This window comes from Streptomyces sp. NPDC050287 (assembly GCF_044459385.1).
In the GTDB taxonomy this organism is placed as follows: Bacteria; Actinomycetota; Actinomycetes; order Streptomycetales; family Streptomycetaceae; genus Streptomyces.
On the sequence record NZ_JBITIY010000019.1, the window covers coordinates 51,533 to 72,839 of the forward strand.

Sequence of the window (21,307 nt, forward strand, 5' to 3'; positions counted from 1 at the left end):
TTCCCATGGGCGCGCACCGAAGCATGTCCCGGCGCACGGACGCAGCGCCGATCAAGGACGACAGCGCTTTCTGCGACCGTGCGACCTCACACCGCCTCGTACGTCAGCCCCTCGTACGCCGATCCCTCGTACGCCGATCCCTCATGCGCCGGCCCCTCGCACGCCGACGCTCCGCTGCCGCAGGCGGTCGCGGCGGGACGGGACTGCGCGCACCGGTCGAGTTCGCACCAGATGCGCTTGCCGGCACCCTCGGTGCTCCAGCCCCAGCGGTCGGCGAGACCGTCGACGAGGGCGAGACCCCGGCCGCCCGTCTCGTCACCGTCGGCGCACCGCGGGACCGGGGCGCGGTCGCTGCGGTCGGCCACCTCCAGGCGGACGGTGGCCGTCTCCGTCGCCGCGGGCGGCAGGGAGAGCCGCAGCACGGCCGGACAGCCGGTGTGCACCACGGCGTTGGTGACGAGTTCGGAGACGAGCAGGATCAGGGTTTCGGCGAGCGGCTCGTCGGCCTCTATCCCGGACCCGGCGAGTCGCGAGCGGGCCCAGCTGCGGGCCCGCCCCACCTCCGCGGGGTCGGGCCGGATCTCCAGCTGCACTTGAAGCACCTGCACCGCTCACACCATCCGAACCGGCGGACACATAGCCTCGCGCCTCACGAGGGCCACGATCGTAGCCATTTTTTGCATGACCAGAACAACAGCCAGAGTCAGGGTCACGGAACGTGATTCCCTTGTGGGACAGCATGGTTGACGTACAGTCACGCCAACAAGCGCTTCGGGCATATTCCAGCGCGAAGGAGTACCCGTGCGGCATACTGTGCGACGCTCGTCTCCAGGGGTCGAACAAGCAGGGGTAACACCGGCATGACACGTGCTCGGGACCACTCGCATCCCACAGAAGGTACCGGAGCACGCGGCCGACTCCGGGACGCGACGAGTCACGCCTAGGACACAACCCGATATCAACGCTCCGTGATCCCGGGTTGCCACGATCCGCAACATCTCTCCCCACCGCTTCGGCGACGTCCCAGTCCGGCAGCGCTCACGGCCCCTTCAGACCACCAGCTCCGCCGCGAGAACCTCCTCACTCTCCGTGACTCCGCCACCACGTTGTGCCCGCACCCAGGCCCGCTTGAGGTGCAGATGCACTTCGCTCTCCCAGGTGAACCCCATACCGCCGTGCACTTGGAGGCAGTCCCGCGTGTTCCGCAGGGCGGCCTCGTCCGCGAGCAGCCGGGCCGCCGCGATGTCGGCCGGGCCGGCGGTGACGGCGGCGGCGTACACGGCCGCGCGGGCCACCTCCGTCCGCACCAGCATGTCGGCACACAGGTGCTTGACCGCCTGGAAGGCCCCGATCGGCTGCCCGAACTGCTCCCGTGTCCGGGCGTGTTGCACGGCCAGATCGCACGCGCGTGCGGCGGTGCCCAGCTGTTCGGCGGCGGTGAGGAGGACGGCGACGGGGTCCGGGTCAGGCCCCGTGGCCCGCTCCGAGGTGCCGGACACCCGATGCAGCGGCGTCAACGGATCCACCGACCGCACGGGCACGGCCCCCAGCGGCACGACCCCCTCCCGGCCGGCCCCGTCGGCAGGTTCCCCGCTGACGGCCTTCGCCTCCCCGCGTACGACATCCGCTTGCGCCCACCACTCCACCAACCCGCCGTCGACGGCCGCCACGACCACCTCCCCGGTGGCCGCCCCCGGCACCGCCCCCGCCGCGAGATGCGTGGCGATCAGCGGCCCCGGCAACAGCGCCCGTCCCGCCTCCTCGAACACCAACGCCGCTTCGGGCAGCCCGAGTCCGACCCCGCCGGCCTCCTCCGGCAGCCGCAGCGCGAAGAAGCCCGCCGCGCCGAGCTCGCGCCACAGCGCACGGTCCAGGCAGACACCGGCCGGCCCGGCCCCGCCCGGCCCGGCTGCCGTCACCGCCGCCCGGAGCCGCTCGCTGTCGAACCGACGCGCCAGGAGCTGTCGTACGCCGTCCCGCAGCGCACGCTGGTCGTCGGTGAGCTGGAATCTCATACGCGCTGTCACCGCCCCTTCGGGAGCCCGAGGATGCGTTCGGCCACGATGGTGCGCTGGATCTGGGAGGTGCCGGCGGCGATGGTGTACGACAGGGAGGAGAGCCGGTCGAGGGTCCATGGCCGGTCGAGGTCGAGGCAGTCCGGGCCGAGGACGTCGGCGGCGGTGTCGTAGAGCTCCTGCCGGGCGTGCGAGTACCTCAGCTTGAAGACCGAGCCCCCGACGCCTGGGACGCCCCCGTTCGCCTCCGCCTCGCTGACGTTCCACTGGGTCAGCCGCCACAGGGCACGGAACTCGGCGTTCAGCCGCCCGAGCCGCCGCCGCACCACCGGATCGTCCCAGCGGCCGTTCTCCCGTGCCGTACGGGCGAGTTCCCCCAGCACCCGCCGGCAGGCGACCACCTCACCCACGAAAGCGGTCCCCCGTTCGAAGGACAGGGTCACCATGGTCACGCGCCAGCCGTCGTTCTCCTCGCCGACCCGGTTGGCGACCGGCACCCGCACCTCGTCGAGGAACACCTCGGCGAACTCGGCCGACCCGGCGAGGGTCCGCAGCGGCCGTACGGTGACGCCCGGCGCGTCCATGGGCATCGCGAGCCAGGTGATACCCCGGTGCTTGGGTGCCGACGCGTCCGTGCGGACCAGCAGTTCGCACCAGTCGGCGACCTCCGCGTGCGAGGTCCAGATCTTGGCGCCGGTCACCACGTAGTCGTCGCCGTCGCGGCGCGCGCGGGTGCGCAGCGACGCGAGGTCGGATCCAGCGTCCGGTTCGCTGAAGCCCTGGCACCACACCTCCTCGCCGCGCAGGATCGGCGGCAGCCAGCGCGCCCGCTGTACGACGCTTCCCTCGGCGGCGATCGTGGGCCCCGCGTGCAGCAGTCCGACGAAGTTCGCGCCCACATAGGGGGCGCCCGCCTTCTCGGTCTCCTCCAGGAAGATCAGCCGGATGGTCGGGGAGGCGTCCCAGTGGACGTCGGCGTACCCGGCGTCGTACAGCATCCGCTGCCAGCCGAGGTCGTAGGCGCGGCGTCCGGGCCAGTCGTCCGGGGAGGGCTTCGCGGGAAGCGTCGGCAGCGCCTTGCCCAGCCACTGCCTCAGCCGCGCCCGGAACTCCTCCTCCTCGGGCGTGTACGTCAGGTCCATCACCTGTCGAGGTCCAGGTCCAGCATGCGGATGGCGTTGCCCCGCATCAGCTTGTACACCGTCTCGTCGTCGAGGCCCTTCACATGGTCGAGGGCGACCTCCTTGGTGTGCGGGAAGGTCGAGTCGACGTGCGGGTAGTCGGTCTCGAAGGTCGCGTTGTCCCGGCCGACGACGTCCAGCGAGGCGACCCCGTGCTTGTCGCGGAAGAAGCAGCAGAAGATCTGCCGGTAGTAGTACGTCGACGGCGGCTCCGGGATCGTGTCGCGGACGCCGCCCCAGGCGCGGTGCTCCTCCCAGACGTCGTCGGCGCGTTCCAGGGCGTACGGGATCCAGCCCATCTGCCCTTCGGAGTACGCGAGCTTGAGCCGGGGGAACCTCACCAGCACCCCGCTGAAGAGGAAGTCCATCATCGAGGCCATGGCGTTGTTGAAGCTGAGCGCGGCCTGGACGGCGGGCGGGGCGTCGGGGGAGGCCGCCGGCATCTGGGAGCTGCTGCCGATGTGCATGTTGACGACCGTGCCGGTCTCCTGGCAGACGGCGAAGAACGGGTCCCAGTAGCCGGAGTGGATGGACGGCAGCCCGAGGTGGGTGGGGATCTCGGAGAAGGTCACCGCCCGCACCCCGCGGGCCGCGTTGCGCCGGATCTCCTCCACCGCGAGGTCGATGTCCCACAGCGGGATCAGGCACAGCGGGATGAGCCGGCCGCCGCTGTCGCCGCACCACTCCTCGACCATCCAGTCGTTGTACGCGCGCACACAGGCCAGCGCGACCTCCTTGTCGTGGGCCTCGGCGAAGGTCTGCCCGCAGAAGCGGGGGAAGGAGGGGAAGCAGAGGCTGGCCTCGACGTGGTTGAGGTCCATGTCCGCCAGCCGGGCCGCCGGATCCCAGCACCCTCGCCGCATCTCCTCGCGGGTGATGCCCTCCAGGGTCATCTCGTCCCGGTCGAAGCCGACGGCGGCGATGTTGCGTTTGTACGGGAACTTCAGGTCCTCGTAGATCCACCAGTCGGTCGGCTGGCCTGCCGGGTCCATCGTGATCTGGTACTTGCCGGCGACGTAGGCGAGTTCCCCGATGCCGGCGGTGAGGGGCTTGGGGCCCCGGTCCCGGTACTTCTTCGGCAGCCAGGTCTCGAAGAGGTGCGCGGGCTCGATCACATGGTCGTCGACGCTGATGATGCGGGGCAGTTCGGTCATGGGTCCCCTCCGCCTGACACACACAGTCACAGTTGCCTGACGAGCTACCTGACAGTCGTAACCTGACGGTCCGTCAGATGCATCTCCCCCAGCAGGCTAGTCGCACGCCCCTGGACCGACAAGGCGCCGAGCTCTACGCTCTGCCCACTATCTGACTGTCCGTCAGCTACACAGGGGGCCGCCGTGACCGACACCGCCCACGCGCTCAGCACCTCCCGCACCCTGTGGGAGCTGGTCGCGCGCCGCGCCGACCTCACCCCCGACCGCCCGGTCCTCCTCCAGGACGGCCGCTCGCTGAGCTTCGGGGAGCTGCGCGATGGGGCCGAGCGGGTGGCGGCCGGGCTGTACGGCATGGGAGTACGCCCCGGCACCGTCGTCGCCTGGCAGCTGCCCACCCGGATCGAGACGGCCCTGCTGTCCTTCGCGCTGGCCCGCCTGGGCGCGGTGCAGAGCCCGGTCATCCCGTTCTACCGGGACCGCGAGGTCGGGTTCGCGCTGCGCGAGTCGAAGGCGGAGTACTTCGCGGTGCCGGGCCGGTGGCGGGGCTACGACCACACGGAGATGGCCCGGCGGCTCGGCGCGAAGGGGATCTTCGAGGCGTACGACGTCCTGCCCGACGGCGATCCGTCCGTGCTCCCCGCCCCGCCCTCCGACGGCACCTCGGTCCGCTGGATCTACTGGACCTCGGGCACGACCTCCGCCCCCAAGGGCGTCCTGCACACGGACCGTTCCCTCATCGCGGGCGGCTCCTGCCTCGCCCACGCGCTGGGCCTGTCGGCGGCCGACGTGGGCTCGATGGCCTTCCCGTACGCGCATATCGCCGGCCCTGACTACACGGTGATGCTCCTGCTGTACGGCTTCCCGGCGGTCATGTTCGAGCAGTTCGCGCTGCCCGACGCGCTGGCCGAGTACCGCAGGCACGGGGTGACCGTGGCGGGCGGCTCCACGGCCTTCTACTCGATGTTCCTGGCCGAGCAGCGCAAGCAGCCGGGGGTGCCGGTCATTCCCTCGCTACGGCTCCTCGCGGGCGGCGGGGCGCCCAAGCCGCCGGAGGTGTACCACGCCGTCGTACGGGAGATGGGGGTGCAGCTCACCCACGGGTACGGCATGACCGAGGTACCGATGATCACGATGGGGGCGCCGGACGACACCGCGGAGAACCTCGCGACGACGGAGGGGCGGCCACCGGAGGGCATGGAGATACGGGTCGTCGACGGGGAGGTACGGCTGCGCGGGGAGGCCGTCTGCCAGGGGTACCTGGACCCGGCGCAGACGGCCGAGGCGTTCGACGAGGACGGGTTCCTGCGCACCGGGGACCTCGGACACGTCACCGACAGCGGGCACCTGGTCCTCACCGGCCGGCTCAAGGACGTGATCATCCGCAAGGGGGAGAACATCTCCGCCAAGGAGATCGAGGACCTGCTGGCCGCCCACCCCGAGGTGGGCGACGTGGCCGTGATCGGGCTGCCGGACGCGGAGCGCGGGGAGCGGGTGTGCGCGGTGGTCGAACAGCCGCCGGGGGCCGGGGAACTGACCCTGGAGGCCGTGACGTCGTATCTGCGCGCGCAGGGACTGTCACCGCACAAGCTGCCGGAGCAGTTGGAGGTGGTGGACGCCCTGCCGCGGAACGAGACGCTGCGGAAGGTGCTGAAGTACCAGCTCAGGGCGCGTTATTCGGGGACCGTCAGTCGGTGACCGTCATCAGGGACAGGGACGGTTGTTCGGGGACGGTCATTCGGGGACCGTGAAGTAGCGGGCGAACGCCGTCACGATCTCCGGTTCGCCGATCTTGCCGTCGGCGTCCGTGTCGAGGGCGGCGGCGGCCGTGCGGGCGGCCTCCTCGCTCGCGCCGAGGGCCTTCAGCACGCGGGCGGTGTCCTCGACGGTGGCCCGGCCGTCCCCGTCGGCGTCCGCGACGGCGAGCGCCGCGTGCAGGAAGGGGCGGGCGATCTCGGCGAACCGCTCGGGGTTGTCGCGCAGCCGCTTGACCGCGCCGCCCACGAACTCCTCCCGGGTGATCCGCTGGTCCCCGTCGCGGTCCGCTATGCCGGCCATGCCCTGCCAGAACGCCTCGGCACCGATGTACAGGGACTGTCCCTTGTCGGAACGGGCCGCCGTTCCGAACTCGGCGAGCACCGCCTTGGCCGCCACGCTGAAGTCCGCACGGTCGATGTAGCCGTTGCCGTCCTGGTCGAAGGTGGCGAACCGGGCGGCGATCCTGCGCTCGTACTCGCTGCTGACCATGTCTGTTCGGACCGCCTTACTCACGTCGGGTGCATCTGGCACGGAGCGTACGACGGGAAGGTCGCCGAGGGCGCGCGAACGTGACGCTTGTGCCAAGACCGGGGGAATACCGGGACAACGGTGTAGCACTCGCACGGGGTAGCACTCACACGGTGGAGCAGTCACGTCGCCCGGGGCCGGCGGCGCGGACGCCGCTCACACCGACAGCGGGTCCGCGTCCTCCTGGACGGCGGAGTCCACGTCCGGATGGACGTCGAACAGGCGGCGCACGCCCAGCGCGCCCAGCACCCGGTTGACGTGTGAGCCGTCCTCGGCACCCTGGGCCGGGAGTATCAGGCGCAGCCGGCCCTGGCAGGAGCTCATGAGACGGCGGGAGGCGATGAGCACGCCGACGCCGCTGGAGTCGCAGAAGAACACCTCGGAGAGGTCGAGGACGAGACTGTGGCGGCCCTCGGCCACCTCGTCGTGAACCCGCTGCCGCAGCACCGGGGACGTCACCAGATCCAGCTCGCCCGACACCTGGAGCACGGCCCACTCACCCTGCTCACCGCCGGTCACATTGAACGCCACCACCATGCCTTTCGTTCGCCCGAACGTAAACGGAAGCTTTCCCTTCGCTTCCTTGCAGCGCGGCTGCCCAGCGGCCGTTCCCTGAAACACCGGCCCAGAAACGGAAACCGATCGGAAGGGGCTTGTTTTAGTCGACTTCGATCCTGTTCGATCGGGTCTGATCAACCGAGGGCCGGGTAGACGGGGACGAAGGCGAGGCGAGGGTCCCCTACCATCCACGGCTGCCCAGGGGGCGCTCATTGCGACAAAGGGGCGTGCGCTGTCTCAGGTGCCGACTACATTCGAGGAGACGGTGGGCGCAGGCTTGACAGGGACACGGGCTGGTACAGGGCCGGGGACAGAGCCGGGACACGGGCAGGCAGGCTGAGGGGGCCGCATGGCGAAGAAGGACGCACCGCCCCGCTGGGACCGCAAGATGCAGCAGCGGCTCGCGCACGGTGAGGCGGCCGCCCTCGGCGAGCTCTACGACCGTTTCGCTTCACTTGTGCACGGACTCGCCCACCGCGTGCTCGACGATGAACGCGCCGCCGACAGCATCACCCGCGAGGTCTTCGCCCACGTCTGGGAACACCCCGACTCCTACGATCCCAAGCAGGGCCCCCTGCGCACCTGGGTCGCCACCCTCACCCACCGCCTCGCCGTGCAGCGGCTGCGCGCCACCGAGACCGCCGCGCTGACCCAGGAGGGCCGCGGCACCCCCGAGGACCTGGAGCGCAAGGTCCGCCACGCCTCGGTCGCCGCCCGCGCCGACTACATCGTCCAGTCGATGCCCGCCCCGCTGCGCGCCGCCCTGGAGCTGGCGTACTTCCAGCGCCGCGACTACCGCCAGGCGGCCGTCGTCCTCGGCGTCACCGAGGACGAGGCCCGCCGCCGCCTCCGCCTGGGCCTGCAACTCCTCTCCACGGCCCATGACGCCGCCGCACCCGGAGCACCCCCCGGATACGGGGGTGCGGCGTGAACGACGCGGACGGGTTCGAGGCGTATGCCGGGGACGATGGGGACAACGGGACGGACAGGTACGACGACTACGACTACGACGCCTACGACGAGAAGGACGGGAAGGAGGCCGGGGAAGGGGCCGAAGGCTCCGAGGAGCAGAAGCGGTACGGCGCTCTCGGTGACGGCGACGGCGACGGACCGGGGAGCGGCCCCGGCGACGCTCCCGTCCCCGAGCCTCACCGCCCGCCCCGCATCCCGATGCCCCGCGCCTCCGTGGAGAACGGCGGACGTCCGCTGTCCGCACTGGAGGGCCTCGGCGACCTGACAACACCTCCCGTGCCCGCCCCGCCCGCCCCGCCGGTCCTGGAACACCACGTCCTGAAGGCCCTCCTCGGGGCGTGGGCGCTGGCCGCCTGCTCGCCCGAGGAGACCGCGGCCGTCGAGGAACACCTGGGCGGCTGCGGAACCTGCGCGGACGAAGCCCTGCGGCTGCGCGGGGCGGTCGGCCTGCTGCACCGCCCGGAGAGCCTCGATCTCGACCCGGGTCTGCGCACCCGCGTCCTGGGCGGCTGCCTCGACCGGCGCCCGCCGCGGATCCCGGTGCCCGAGTGGGCGACGCCGTACGACGCCGAGACGGCCCGCCTCGACGCCCTGCTCCAGGACATAGGCGACGCCGAGTGGCACGCGCCCGTGCGGCTGCGCTGGTTCCAGGGCGACGGCCCGACAAGCCGCCGTACGACGGTCGCCGGGGTCATCGCGCACCTGCTGACGGTCGACGGCCTGGTCGCGGTCACGCTCGGCCTCGACGACCCGCTGGGCGTCGTCGAGTCGCCCGCCCCGACACCGGCCGCGCGAACCGAGGCGTACTGGCGGGCCTCGCACTTCCCGCCCACCCGCGCGGTCCGGGCCCCCTGGCGGGAGCAGAGCCACGACCTGGTGCGCACGGTGTCGTTCCCGGGCGACGGCGCCGCGAAGCCGGCGGTCTCGTACGGCGACTTCGAGCTGCCGCTGCACGACGCGATGCTGGACCGCGCCTTCGAGTGCTGGGTGCACGCGGAGGACATCGCCGAGGCGGTGGACTACCCGTACGACCCGCCCTCGCCGCGCCACCTCAACCGCATGATCGACCTCGCCGCCCGGATGCTCCCCGGCGCGCTGGCACTCCGCCGCCGCACGGGGCGGGCCGCACCCGCCCCGGGCCGCCATCTCGTCCCGGCCGGCCGACCCGGCCGCAGCCTCCGGCTGGAGATCGAGGGCCTGGGCGGCGGCGACTGGCTGATCCCCCTGGACTCCCCCGCCGCGGTGGGCTCAGCCGACCACGAAGTGGCCCACGTCGCCCTCGACGGCGTCGAGTTCTGCCGCCTGGCGGCGGGCCATGTGTCCCCGACGGAGGCGGCGGCGGGGCAGGACGGGGACCGGGAGGCGATCAGGGACCTACTGTTCGCGGCGGCGTCACTGAGCCGCATGTGAGGCTGGGTGCGGGTGGGCTGTGCCCGCGCGCACCCCCGAACGCCCAGGCGTTCCGAGCCCCCGGACGCCTAGGCGAAGACCACCGTCCGCCGCCCGTTCAGCAGAATCCGCCGTTCCGCGTGCCACTTCACGGCCCGGGCCAGCGCCTGACACTCCACATCGCGTCCGACAGCGACGAGCTGGTCCGGCGTCACGTCATGCCCGACCCGCTCGACCTCCTGCTCGATGATCGGCCCCTCGTCGAGATCCGCCGTCACGTAGTGAGCCGTGGCCCCGATCAGCTTCACGCCCCGGGCATGCGCCTGGTGATACGGCTTCGCGCCCTTGAAGCTCGGCAGGAAGGAGTGGTGGATGTTGATGATCCGCCCGCTGAGCTGCTTGCACAGGTCGTCGGAGAGCACCTGCATGTACCGGGCGAGCACCACCAGCTCGACGTCCAGCTCGCGCACCAGCTCCAGCAGCCGCGCCTCGGCCTCCGCCTTGGTGTCCTTCGTCACCGGAATGTGGTGGAAGGGAATGTCGTACGACCCCACGAGCTCGGCGAAGTCGGTGTGGTTGGACACCACGGCCGCGATCTCCACCGGCAGCGCGCCGATCCGCGCGCGGAACAGCAGGTCGTTCAGGCAGTGGCCGAACTTGCTGACCATCAGGACGATCCGCATCCGGTCCTCGGCCCGGTGGATCTGCCACTCCATGTGGAAGGCGTCACCGATCGCCGCGAAGCTCGCCCGCAGCTTGTCCACGGTCACCGGCGCCTCCGCCGAGAAGTGGACGCGCATGAAGAACAGTCCCGTGTCGTGGTCGCCGAACTGCTGACTGTCCTCGATGTTGCACCCGGTCATGAACAGGTAGCTCGACACGGCGTGCACGATGCCCTGCTTGTCGGGGCAGGACAGGGTGAGGACGTACTGGTCCGCGGGGGCGGGGGCTCGGGTGGACTGCTCGTTCATGCGGCCCAGGGTCCCATATCGGCGGATCGGGGCGTTGTGCCGTCTCGCTCCGCAGACCGCGTACGTCCGTCCCCTACGCGGTGCGCGTCATGATCCGCAGTACCTTGAGGGTGCGCGGCGGGGCGTCCGGTTCGTCGCCGTCGGCCGCCGCCATCCGCACGTGCGCGTCCCGCGCCGCCCGCACCGCCTCCGGCCAGCCGGGGTGGTCGACGTACGCGGAGACCGGGGCGTCGGGCCCGACCTGGTGCATGATCCGCAGCACTCGCAGGACGGCGGTGTCGACGAGCGCCGCTTCCTGGGAGTCCCGGAAGATCGTGCCGACGTACTTCTCGGCGGACCAGTTGTCCAGCCAGGTGTCCTCGACGAGGCGGTACACGGCGTCGGTGACGTCGCCGTACCCCTCGACTCCCGCCAGCCAGACATCCCGCTGGAACACCGGGTCGGAGAGCATGTGCAGCGCCGAGCGCACATTGCTGCGCCAGCGCCACCAGGGCATGTCGTTGTGTGGCATGCCGCCCATGGTGGCCGAGCGACTGCCGCGACGGGAAGAGTTCTCCGAACCTTGCACGGTCATCGATCGTACGTTCCTTTTCCCGGAGGGCTCGCCACCCCCCGCCCGCAGAGGGCTCACCACCCCGTTTCCGGAGGGCTCACCACACTCTTTCCCGGGCAGATCGCCACTCCCCCTGTTCACCTTCACGTCACCCCTCACTAACCGAGGGTCACATTCGGGTTAGTGATGTGACGGAAGCGTGTATGCCCATGACCGGCAGGCGACGCATCCGCAGCACCTTCCTCCCCACGTTCACCCGGCCCGTGAGAGCGGCCGCCGTCTCGGCGGCGGCACTGGTGGCGGGCGCGTCGCTCACCACCGGTTGCGGGGTGGTCCCCGGTGCCACGGGGGGCTCCGGGGACGACCAGATCAAGGTCATGACCTGGGCCCCGGAGAACACCAACGCGACGAACAAGCCCGGCATGACCGCCTTCGCGAGGGCCTACGCCCGCTGGATCAACTCCAGGGGCGGCATCAAGGGCCACAAGCTCACCGTCCTGACCTGCAACGACCACAACGACAGCGTGGCCGCCGCGAAGTGCGCCGAGCGCGCGGTCGACGAGGGCGTCGTCGCGGTCCTCGGCTCCTACAGCCAGTACGCCGACTCCTTCCTGCCGCCCCTGGAGGGCGCCGGCATCCCGTACATAGGCGGCTACGGCGTCACCGCCGCCGAGTTCACCAGCCCGCTCTCCTACCCCGTCAACGGCGGCCAGGCCACCCTCCTGGCCGGTCTCGGCCGGGCGCTCAGCGGCTGCGGGCCCGTCGCACTGGTCCGGCCCGACACCATCGTCGGCGACGAACTGCCCGCCCTGCTCAACTCCGGACTCACCGCCGGCCGGCATCCGGCCGCCAAGGACGTGCGGGCACCGGAGGAAGCCACCGAGTACTCCGGCAAGGCCGGCCAGGCGCTGACCGAGACGACGGCCGACACGGCGAGGCAGGGCTGCGTGGTGCCGGCGCTCGGCGACCGCACCGGCACCTTCATGGACTCCTTCCGGCGCGCCCGCGAGGACTACCCGGCCGTACGGACCGCCATGGTGCTCGGCAACGTCGACCAGACCGAGATCAACGCCTCCGGCGGGAAGTCCGGGCCGTACGAGGGCTCGTACATCACCGGCTGGTACCCGGTGGAGAGCGACACCCGCTGGAACCCGATGAAGAAGGTCATCAGCGAGCAGGCTTTCAACGACGACCGCATCGACGCCGCCGACACCGGTGTGCAGACCACATGGATCGCGTACACCGTCTTCAAGAACCTCGTCGAGTCGCTGGACGGCGACGTGAGTGCCGACGCCGTACGAGGAGCCCTGGACGACGGGGCGAAGGTCACCACGGGCGGGCTGACGCCGACCCTGCAGTGGAACTTCCAGGGCCCACTCGCCTCCGTGGGCTTCCCGCGCCTGGCCAACACGGAGGTGTCCCTGCAGATCGTCCGGCAGGGCCGGCTGGTGCTGGCCAGGAAGGGCTTCACCGACGTCACCGCCACGCTGAAGAACTCCGACCTGGGCTGAGGGACCGGCCGACCGGCACGGATCCCTCAGTCGGTGCGGCTCCGGGTCACAGCTGGGTCGGCTGGCGCTGGGTCAGGCCGTAGCTGCGCGCGATCGCGTTCCACAGCTTGGCCGCCTCGATCTTCTCCTTGCTGGCGGTGCCGCTCGCCCGGTTGCCGGCCAGGGTCTGGCCGGTGGGACGGGCCTGGCCCTTCTTGCAGCCCTTCTTTCCGGCCGCCTGATCCGCCCAGGCCGCGTAGTGGTTGTCCGCCGACGCGGACGCCTGCCAGGCCTTGGTCAGGGCGTCGGTCAGCGCCGCGTTGTCGGGCAGCTTGTCGACCGAGAGCTTGGACAGCCGGGTCACCAGACCGGTGCGCTGCCGGGCGGCACCCCGCAGATCCTCGGCCGCCTGGCCCAGGTTCTTGCAGGACTTCACGGCCTCCACCGAGTTGATCACGGTGGCCCGGCTGCTGCCGCTGTCCGCGAGCAGCTTGTCCAGGGCGACGGCCTGCTCCTTCGCCGGATCGGCGGACGGCGAGGCGGAACCGTCGGACGCGGGGGCCGTGGCGGAGACGGTCTGGTTCTTGGCGTCGCCGCCCTTGTCGCCGCCCCCGCCGGCGAGCAGCGCGCCCGCGCCGATGCCGAGGACGACGATACCGATGCCGACGGCGGCGATCACCGGCACCCGCGACCGGCTACGGCCGCCCCGGCCACCGCCGTGACCGCCGTCCCCGTCGTCGTACGTACCGTGCTGTCCGCCGCCCGCACCGGGCGGGGCGTACGACGGCTGCGCGGACTGTCCGTACGGCGGCTGGGCGCCGGGGACGGACTGGGGCTGCTGGAGAAGCGGCAGCTGCTGGGTCGCCGCGGCCGGGCCGGGCTCGGCACCCGGGCCGCCGCGGAAGAGGTTGTCGAACTCGGCCGGCGGCTGCCGGTCCCCGCCCTGCGGTCCGCCGTAGGGCGCCCCGGGGGGCTGCTGTCCGGGCACCGGCGCGATGTACTGCGTGGGCTCGGCGTCGGGACCGGTGGCGGGCGGGAGCGGTCCGGCGCCCGGCCGGGAGGGGTCGCCCTGCGGTGGCCGTCCCAGGAACTGGGTCGCCTCGGCGTGCGACTCGGCGCCCGTCTCGGGCGGCAGCGCCCCGGGACCGACCGGCGGCAGGTACTGCGTCGCCCCCTCGTCGGCCCCCGCGACGCGCGGGACGTACTGGGTGGCACCTTCGTCGGCGGGCGGCAGCGGAGCCCCACCGGGGGCGCCGTACGCGTCGGCCGGAGGCAGCGGAGAGCCGGCGGGGGCGTGGTAGCGGACGGGCGCCTGCGCGGAGCCGGAGTTCTCCGGGGGCAGGGGCGCACCGGAGCCCGGGGCGTCGTACGCGTCGGCGGGAGGCAGCGGGGAGCCGGCGGGAGCGGCCGGGCCGTACCCGCCGTCGGCCGACTGCGAGGCGGTGTCCGGGGGGCTGCCCTGGCCTACGGGTGGCAGGTAGTAGGAGGTGGGCGGGTCAGCGCTGTGGCCCGTGGACTGCGGCGGGGCACCCGCACCCGAGGGGCCGTAGGCGCCGGCGCCATAGGCCGACGTCTGCCCGCCCTCCGGCGGCAGGGACCGCGACGCCGCCTCCGGGGGCGTGCCCCAGGCGGCGGAGGGCTGGGACCGGCCGGCCTCGGAGCCGCCCCAGGACTGGTCGGCCGGAGCCTGCCAGCCCTGCCCCGGCTGCGGAGCCGGTGCCTGCGGCTGGTCCGGTCCCCACGGGGTACCCCAGGCCTGCCCGCCGGCCGGAGCCACGCCCGACCCGGACTCCTGCCCCGGCGCCTGACCGTGCGGCTGTCCGTACGCCGGTCCCGACGTCTGCCCGTACGACGACGGTCCCGAGGCCTGTCCGTACGCCGATCCGGCCCCTTCGCCGTACGCGGAGCCGGAGCCCTGGCCATAGGCGGAACCGTCCTGCGGGCCGTATGCCGAACCGGACCCCTGGCCGTAAGCCGGCCCCTGCGCCCCGTCCTGCGCCGAACCGGACGCCTGTCCGTACGCCGAGCCCTGGCCCTGGCCGTTGCCCTGGCCCGGGTCGTACGAGTCACCGCTCGCCTGGCCGTACGACGTGCCGGGTGCCTCAGGGGTGGGGCTGTTCGGGCGGCCGTATCCGCCTGTCATGCCCGGCAGCAGGGGTTCCCCGCCGTCGGAGGGCAGCACGATGCCTTCGCGCGCTTCGCGCGCCGAGGGCTCCTCGCCCTGTCCACTCTGCGTCACCGGGACTCCTACGAATGGGGGACCTTCGGAATCGTCGGCTCACGCTACCGGGTCCCCAGAGGCAGGTGCTACGCAGCTCAAGCCCTGACCTGCGTCCCTGTGACCGCCGTAACAGATCCACCAGCCGATCCGGCGGTCGCGGTGACACAACCGCGCCCCCATCCGCTGTTCATGGCCCCCTTTTTCGCACTCGCGCCGTCGTTTCCCGTCCGTTCACTCCCTCGTGGCACCGAATTTCACGCCGCCACCTGAAGATCCAGACGCGCCCCGAACTCCCTTACCACGGGCTCGTCCCGGAACGGCTCCAGCCGCTGCTGGAAGTCGTCCAGGTACTCGGCGCCCCGGTTGGAGCGGAGGGTCTCCAGCAACTCCACCGCCTTCAGACCCGTGTTGCAGGCCTGCTCCACCTCGCGCTGCTGCACCTGCGCGGTGGCCAGCAGGACGTAACCGATGGCCCGGCGCCGGGCCCGCGACTCGGGGTGGCCGTCCAGGGACTCCCGCGCGCACCGCGCCGCCGCCTCGGCCTGCCCCAGGTCGCGGTGGCAGTGCGCCAACTCGTCGGCCAGGTAGGCCTCGTCGAAGTGCGCGATCCACGCCGGGTCGTCCCCGGAGGACGGGTCTGCCTGCTCCAGCGCGTGGACGGCACGGCCGGCGGCCGTCTGGGCCGACCGAGCGTCACCCAGCAGCGCGTGCCCCCGCGCCTCCGCCGCGTGGAACATCGCCTCCGCACGCGGGGTCACGCGCCCACGCGCTCCCTCCTGCGCCGCCCGCGCCAACTGCGCGATCTCCCGCGGGTTTCCGAGCTGCGCGGCGAGGTGGCTCATGGACGCGGCGAGGATGTAACCGCCGTAGCCGCGGTCGCCCGCGGCCTGCGCGAGCCGCAGCGCCTGGATGTAGTACCGCTGGGCCAGACCCGGTTGGCCGGTGTCGACGGCCATGTAGCCCGCGAGCTCGGTGAGTCGGGCCACCGCCGCGAACAGCTCACGGCCGACCGCCTCCCGGTAGGAGCCCGCCAGCAGTCCGGACACCACGCTGTTGAGGTAGTGCACGACGACCGGCCGCACGTGCCCGCTGCCGTACTGGTGGTCCAGGTCGACCAGGGACTGCGTCATCGCCTTGACCGCCGCCACGTCGGACTGCCCCACCCGGGGGCCGGCCGCACGCGCGACCTGCGGGTCGGGCGAGGAGATCAGCCAGTCACGGCTGGGTTCGACCAGCGCGGACGAGGCGACGGACGAACCGGACAGGAAGTCCCGGCGGCCCACGTCACTGCGCCACAGCTCACACACCTGCTCGATGGCCCCCAGCACCGTCGGCGAGAACTGGAGGCCCACGCCCGAGGCGAGGTTCTTGCCGTTGGCCATCCCGATCTCGTCGATCGTGACCGTCCGGCCGAGTTTGCGGCCCAGCGCCTCCGCGATGATCGCCGGAGCACGTCCGCGTGGCTGCTGTCCGCGCAGCCAGCGCGCCACGGACGTCTTGTCGTACCGCAGATCGAGACCGTGCTCGGCGCCGCACATGTTGACCCGGCGGGCGAGCCCGGCGTTCGAGCAGCCCGCTTCCTGGATGAGCGCCTGCAGCCGTTCGTTCGGCTGCCGCGCGACGAGAGGCCTTGCGGCCATGGCGTACCCCCTGTGGCTGCGGTGCCTGCCCACGCACCGAGTTGACGTGTCTTCCACGGACGGACTTCCTGAACCCGCCGGGCTGAACCCGCCGGGCTGAGCTCATCAGGCTGAACTCGTCAGGAACGAAAAATTCCGGCCGTGAAGATCAATGCCCCGCGAACACGGCGACAATGCGAGACATACGAGACATATGAGGATTGCCGGGGTAAAGGCGGTTGCCGCCCCCGTACTTGGCTACCCACCTCACGCCCCGCTTCCTCCCGCGCGCCCCCGCACATGCACCCATGCGCCCCAGATGCGGAATCGATGCCCCTCCCCCGCGCGCGGGGGCCGTAACTCCAGGTGGACGCGGCAGTTGAGTGGAGCGTGGAAGAGACGATCGCGGGCACCGAAGCCGTTCATATTCCGACGCAGCGCGGGGAATCGCTGCTGGACACAGCCGTACGCTACGCCGAGGAGCGCCACTGGGACGTCTTCCCCGGGACCTGGCTGGAAGCCGCCGACGGGGTGCAGCGCTGCTCGTGCGGCGACCCCGCGTGCGCCGCCCCCGGCGCGCACCCCGCGCGCGCGGACTGGGCGACGCAGGCGACCGGCAGTGCGACCGTCGCGCGCCGGATGTGGCAGAAGCAGCCGACGGCGTCGATCCTGCTGCCGACGGGCCGGACGTTCGACGCGATCTGCGTGCCGGAGACCGCCGGGTTCCTCGCGCTCGCCCGGATGGAACGGATGGAACTGATGCTCGGCCCGGTGACCTTGACGCCGGACCGGCGCATGCAGTTCTTCGTGCTGCCGGGCGCGTCGGTGAAGGTACCGGAACTGGTGCGCAAGCTCGGCTGGTCGCCCTCGTCGCTCGACCTGGTCGCGCTGGGCGAGGGCTCCTACGTCGCCGGACCGCCGACCCGGTTCGGGTCCTCGGGCGCCGTGCAGTGGGCTCGCCGGCCGACCTCGGTGAACCGGTGGCTGCCGGACGTGGAGGAACTGATCTCGCCGCTCACCTACGCGTGCGGGCGGGATCGCTGACCTGCCCCCCGAGCGGCGCGCTCCCGGACCGTAGACCTGCCCCCGAGCGGCGCGCTCCCGGACCGTAGACCTGCCCCCGAGCGGCGCGCTCCCGGACCGTAGACCTGCCCCCGAGCGGCGTACTCCCGGACCGTAGTGTTCTGGTATGACGTCGGGAGCAGTGATGGGTTCGGCCGCCGTACGGGTGCGGGGGCTCTGGAAGCGGTTCGGGCAGCAGGTCGCCGTGGCGGGGATCGACCTGGACCTGCCCGCGGGGAAGTTCATCGGACTGGTCGGGCCGAACGGGGCGGGGAAGACCACCACGCTGTCGATGGTGACCGGGCTGCTCCGGCCGGACCACGGATCCGTCGAGGTCGTCGGGCACGACGTGTGGCGCGACCCGGTCGAGGTGAAGGCACGGATCGGGGTACTGCCCGAGGGCCTGCGTCTGTTCGAACGGCTGACCGGGCGTGAACTGCTCGCCTACTCCGGCCGGTTGCGCGGACTGCCCGGCGCCGAGGTCGACAAGCGGGCCGCCCAACTCCTCGACGTCCTCGATCTGGCCGGAGCCCAGCACAAGCTCGTCGTCGACTACTCGACCGGTATGCGGAAGAAGATCGGGCTCGCCACCGCCCTCCTCCACAACCCCGAAGTGCTCTTCCTCGACGAGCCGTTCGAGGGCGTCGACCCGGTCTCGGCCCAGACCATCCGCCAAGTGCTGGAGCGGTACACCGCGTCCGGCGCCACCGTCGTCTTCTCCTCGCACGTGATGGAGCTCGTCGAGTCGCTGTGCGACTGGGTGGCCGTCATGGCCGCCGGACGCATCCGCGCCCAGGGCACCCTCGCCGAGGTGCGCGGCGACGCTCCCTCGTTGCAGCGGGCGTTCCTCGAACTCGTCGGCGCGCACGGCCGGGACACCGGGTCCGACCTGGACTGGCTGGGCGGCGGAGCGGCCCGATGAGCGCCGACAGCACCCCCGGCGCCCGTCACATCACCCCCGCGGCAGCCATCACCCCCGTCGTCGTACGACTGAAGCTGTCGCTGCTCAAGAACGGACTCAAGCAGTCCGCCGGGCGACGAGCCGCGTACATCGGCTCGGCCGTCGCCGTACTGCTCTTCTCCGCCCTGCAGCTCATCGGCCTGATCGCCCTGCGCGGACACGCGCACGCCGCCTCCCTGGTCGTTCTGCTGGTGGCGGTACTGGCGGCCGGCTGGGCGGTGATGCCGCTGTTCTTCCCCGGCGGCGACGAGACCCTGGATCCCACCCGGCTGGTCATGCTGCCCCTGCGGCCCCGACCGCTGGTACGGGCTCTGCTCGCGGCCTCCCTGGTCGGCATCGGCCCCCTGTTCACGGTGTGCGTGCTGGCCGGTTCCGTCGTCTCGGTCGCGCACGGCGCAGTGGCGTACGTCGTCGGCGTCATCGGTGCCGTCCTCGCGCTGCTGGTGTGCGTGGCCCTCGCCCGGACCGTCGCCGTCGCCAACATCCGGCTGCTGACCAGCCGCAAGGGCCGGGACCTCGCGGTCCTCAGCGGACTGGTCGTCGCGGTCGGGGCACAGGTCGTGAACTTCGGCGCGCAGCGGCTGGGAACGAGCGGCCTGGCCCAGCTCGACGGACCCGCCGGGATACTGAAGTGGGTGCCGCCCGCGTCGGCGATCGGGGCCGCGGACTCCGCGAGCGAGGGGTCGTACGGCACCGCCGTCCTGCAACTCGCCCTCACCGCACTCGCGCTGGCCGCGCTCATCGCCCTGTGGTCACGGCATCTGACCCGGCTGATGACCGCACCCGACGGCTCCACCCTCCAGGCCGCCGACGCCAAGCCCCGCGAACGGAACTCGGCAGGGCTGTCCCGTCTCCTGCCGCCCGGACGGACCGGCACGGTCATGGAACGCAGCCTGCGCTACGTGTGGCGCGACCCCAAGACCAAGGCGGCCTGGGTGACCTCCCTCGCCATCGGCCTGATCGTGCCCGTGTTCAACGCCCTCCAGGGCACCGGCTCCCTCTACTTCGCCTGCTTCGCCGCCGGGATGCTCGGCGTCCAGATGTACAACCAGTTCGGACAGGACACGTCCGCGTTCTGGCTGGTCGCGATGACCGTCTCCACCACCAGGGACGCGTACGTCGAACTGCGCGCGCGGGCGCTCGCGCTGCTGGTGATCACCCTGCCGTACGCCACCCTCGTCACCGTGCTGACGACCGCGCTGCTCGACGACTGGCCGAAACTGCCCGAGGTGCTCGGACTGTCCTTCGCGCTGCTCGGGGCCATGCTGGCGACCGGGGCGTGGACCTCGGCGCGCTTCCCGTACTCCATTCCGCAGGAGGGCTACAAGAACGTGGCCCCCGGGCAGTCCGGGCTCGCCTTCATGGCCATCCTCGGCGGCATGGTCTCGGCGGCCCTGCTGTGCGCCCCGGTCATCGCCGGGACGATCTGGCTGAACGTCACCGACGGCGGCGACGAGTGGAGCTGGCTGCTGCTGCCGGTGGGCGCGGTCTACGGGGCTGCGATCACGGTGGGGGGCCTGCGGCTGGCGGCGCCGCGGACGGCACGGCAACTGCCGGAGATTCTGCTGGCGGTCAGCAAGGGGTGACCTTTGGGGCGGGAGTGGCGGCGGACCGGTCGCCCGGACGTCGAGGCGCGTGCCGTCCGGGCGGCGTCAGCCCTTGAGGTCCGTGAGGACGCCGTCCAGGAAGGGTTCGATGGCGCCCCGCCACGCCTGCGGCTGGTCGTAGTGGACGAGGTGGCCGGCGTCCGCGACTTCCGCGTACTCGCCACGGGGCAGGACGCGGACCATCTCCTGCGCCTCGGCGCGGCCCAGCTGACCGTCGAGACCGCGGACGACCAGGGCGGGGCACTGGACCTGGGCGAGCTCCTCCCAGTGCGCGTCGTACACCCAGGTCTCGCGGGACTCGAGCATCTGCTCGGGATCGAAGACCGGGCGCCAGCCGTCGGGGGACTCGTGCATGACCTCGGCGTAGAACTCGCCGCGGGCCGGGTTCGGGCGCTCCACCCAGGGATCGTCCTCGCCGAACCACCTGCGGACGTCGGCGAGCGTGGCGAAGGGGGTGGGCCAGGCCTTGAACCAGTCCTCCCACTCGCGCTGCGAGGCGGCGCCGAAAGCGGAGGCCCGCATGTCGCAGATGATCAGGCCGCGGACCAGGTCGGGGCGCTTCGCGGCGAGCTGCCAGCCGGTCAGGGCACCCATCGCGTGCCCGATGAGGACGGCCGGGCCGAGTCCGAGCTGTTCGAGGGCGGCCTCGACGTCCTCGACGTAGGCCTCGCGGGTGTAGGCGGCCCGTGGCGGCTTGTCGCTCTGGCCGTGGCCCCGCTGGTCGAGGGCGACAGCGCGGTGCCGCCCGGAGAGCCAGCGGGCGGTGGACGCCCAGTGGGAGGCCCGGCCCATCAACCCGTGCAATAACAGCACGCCGGGAGCCCGCTCGCCCGCGCCCGCCTCCCCCGGACCGTCCTTCACCGGATCGGTCTTGGGAGGGTCGCCGAACTCCCAGGCGGCGAGGCGTACGCCGCCCGCCCCGGTCACGTCGATGCGTCGCGCCATAGGTCCTGGCACCCCCCTAGCTCCGCTCGGACCGCTCGCTCCCGCTCGGGGCGGACGGTCCTGTGAACCGCGTCCTGCCTGCCGTGTTCGCCGTGCTGCCCACACCCCTGAAGCGCAGATTCCGTGTGATGCGTCACCCGCAGACTATCGAAAACCTATTCGAAAAGTCGGTTCTCGCCCCTTCTGCCGGACAACACCCCTCGTTCGAGTGACCCCCCTCAAGGAATGATCGCCGCCACCAAGGGGAGATCTTCAGCGGGAGGCGGACCGCTCGGGGACATCGGTCCGCAGGGGATGACCCTGAGAGCTCGGGGCTCCGGGTCAGC

At 71.9% G+C, this 21,307-nt stretch carries 18 protein-coding genes; 7 read left to right on the forward strand and 11 right to left on the reverse strand.

Going from position 1 to position 21,307, the window contains the following annotated elements:
• Positions 1 to 86 precede the first annotated feature (86 nt).
• The 4 genes from ACIBK3_RS41565 to ACIBK3_RS41580 form a co-directional block, all read right to left on the reverse strand.
• Positions 87 to 593, reverse strand: a complete 507-nt coding sequence (locus tag ACIBK3_RS41565) for an ATP-binding protein (protein WP_399373514.1) — start codon at positions 591 to 593, stop codon at positions 87 to 89.
• A gap of 456 nt (positions 594 to 1,049) precedes the next feature.
• Positions 1,050 to 2,015 (reverse strand): acyl-CoA dehydrogenase family protein, encoded by a 966-nt coding sequence (locus tag ACIBK3_RS41570; protein WP_399373399.1) that lies wholly within the window; start codon positions 2,013 to 2,015, stop codon positions 1,050 to 1,052.
• An 8-nt stretch (positions 2,016 to 2,023) separates the two neighbouring features.
• The gene (locus ACIBK3_RS41575) at positions 2,024 to 3,157 is read right to left on the reverse strand and encodes an acyl-CoA dehydrogenase family protein (protein ID WP_399373402.1); all 1,134 of its coding nucleotides are present in this window, start codon (positions 3,155 to 3,157) and stop codon (positions 2,024 to 2,026) included.
• Positions 3,157 to 4,350 (reverse strand): amidohydrolase family protein, encoded by a 1,194-nt coding sequence (locus ACIBK3_RS41580; RefSeq protein ID WP_399373405.1) that lies wholly within the window; start codon positions 4,348 to 4,350, stop codon positions 3,157 to 3,159. Before ACIBK3_RS41580 ends, ACIBK3_RS41575 begins: the two co-directional genes overlap by 1 nt.
• Positions 4,351 to 4,533: 183 nt before the next feature.
• Between ACIBK3_RS41580 and ACIBK3_RS41585 the strand changes: the two genes are divergently transcribed.
• Entirely contained in the window at positions 4,534 to 6,045 is a 1,512-nt protein-coding gene (locus ACIBK3_RS41585) for a class I adenylate-forming enzyme family protein (RefSeq protein ID WP_399373408.1), read from the forward strand.
• Between the two features lie 36 nt (positions 6,046 to 6,081).
• Here the strand turns inward: ACIBK3_RS41585 and ACIBK3_RS41590 are convergent, their stop codons facing one another.
• A complete protein-coding gene (locus ACIBK3_RS41590) occupies positions 6,082 to 6,594 on the reverse strand; it encodes an EF-hand domain-containing protein (RefSeq protein WP_399373410.1) in 513 nt (170 codons plus the stop codon).
• 195 nt (positions 6,595 to 6,789) lie between these two features.
• On the reverse strand, positions 6,790 to 7,170 hold the full coding sequence (locus ACIBK3_RS41595) for an STAS domain-containing protein (RefSeq protein ID WP_399373411.1): 381 nt from the start codon (positions 7,168 to 7,170) through the stop codon (positions 6,790 to 6,792).
• Between the two features lie 370 nt (positions 7,171 to 7,540).
• Between ACIBK3_RS41595 and ACIBK3_RS41600 the strand changes: the two genes are divergently transcribed.
• On the forward strand, positions 7,541 to 8,122 hold the full coding sequence (locus tag ACIBK3_RS41600) for an RNA polymerase sigma factor (protein WP_399373414.1): 582 nt from the start codon (positions 7,541 to 7,543) through the stop codon (positions 8,120 to 8,122).
• Positions 8,123 to 8,355: 233 nt separating this feature from the next.
• Positions 8,356 to 9,573 (forward strand): zf-HC2 domain-containing protein, encoded by a 1,218-nt coding sequence (locus tag ACIBK3_RS41605; RefSeq protein ID WP_399373516.1) that lies wholly within the window; start codon positions 8,356 to 8,358, stop codon positions 9,571 to 9,573.
• A gap of 68 nt (positions 9,574 to 9,641) precedes the next feature.
• On the opposite strand, the gene purU is transcribed toward ACIBK3_RS41605, so the two are convergent.
• On the reverse strand, positions 9,642 to 10,523 hold the full coding sequence (purU, locus tag ACIBK3_RS41610; RefSeq protein WP_399373415.1) for a formyltetrahydrofolate deformylase: 882 nt from the start codon (positions 10,521 to 10,523) through the stop codon (positions 9,642 to 9,644).
• 73 nt (positions 10,524 to 10,596) lie between these two features.
• On the reverse strand, positions 10,597 to 11,097 hold the full coding sequence (locus ACIBK3_RS41615; protein WP_399373416.1) for a hypothetical protein: 501 nt from the start codon (positions 11,095 to 11,097) through the stop codon (positions 10,597 to 10,599).
• Positions 11,098 to 11,285: 188 nt separating this feature from the next.
• On the opposite strand from ACIBK3_RS41615, the gene ACIBK3_RS41620 reads away from it, so the two are divergent.
• On the forward strand, positions 11,286 to 12,587 hold the full coding sequence (locus tag ACIBK3_RS41620) for an ABC transporter substrate-binding protein (RefSeq protein ID WP_399373417.1): 1,302 nt from the start codon (positions 11,286 to 11,288) through the stop codon (positions 12,585 to 12,587).
• Between the two features lie 46 nt (positions 12,588 to 12,633).
• Here the strand turns inward: ACIBK3_RS41620 and ACIBK3_RS41625 are convergent, their stop codons facing one another.
• Positions 12,634 to 14,805: a hypothetical protein gene (locus ACIBK3_RS41625; protein ID WP_399373418.1), complete on the reverse strand. Its 2,172-nt coding sequence runs from the start codon at positions 14,803 to 14,805 to the stop codon at positions 12,634 to 12,636.
• A gap of 236 nt (positions 14,806 to 15,041) precedes the next feature.
• On the reverse strand, positions 15,042 to 16,427 hold the full coding sequence (locus ACIBK3_RS41630; RefSeq protein ID WP_399373419.1) for a transcriptional regulator: 1,386 nt from the start codon (positions 16,425 to 16,427) through the stop codon (positions 15,042 to 15,044).
• A 369-nt stretch (positions 16,428 to 16,796) separates the two neighbouring features.
• Between ACIBK3_RS41630 and ACIBK3_RS41635 the strand changes: the two genes are divergently transcribed.
• From ACIBK3_RS41635 to ACIBK3_RS41645, 3 genes are all read left to right on the forward strand, one after another.
• Positions 16,797 to 17,450 carry a bifunctional DNA primase/polymerase gene (locus ACIBK3_RS41635; RefSeq protein WP_399373420.1) on the forward strand — a complete coding sequence of 218 codons (654 nt, stop codon included), beginning with the start codon at positions 16,797 to 16,799 and terminating at the stop codon, positions 17,448 to 17,450.
• Positions 17,451 to 17,595: 145 nt separating this feature from the next.
• Entirely contained in the window at positions 17,596 to 18,390 is a 795-nt protein-coding gene (locus tag ACIBK3_RS41640; RefSeq protein ID WP_399373422.1) for an ABC transporter ATP-binding protein, read from the forward strand.
• Positions 18,387 to 20,015, forward strand: coding sequence for a transporter (locus ACIBK3_RS41645; protein WP_399373423.1), 1,629 nt, complete (start codon positions 18,387 to 18,389; stop codon positions 20,013 to 20,015). The genes ACIBK3_RS41640 and ACIBK3_RS41645 overlap by 4 nt, the downstream gene beginning before the upstream one ends.
• 66 nt (positions 20,016 to 20,081) lie before the next feature.
• Here the strand turns inward: ACIBK3_RS41645 and ACIBK3_RS41650 are convergent, their stop codons facing one another.
• Positions 20,082 to 20,981 (reverse strand): alpha/beta fold hydrolase, encoded by a 900-nt coding sequence (locus tag ACIBK3_RS41650; protein ID WP_399373424.1) that lies wholly within the window; start codon positions 20,979 to 20,981, stop codon positions 20,082 to 20,084.
• Positions 20,982 to 21,307 lie beyond the last annotated feature (326 nt).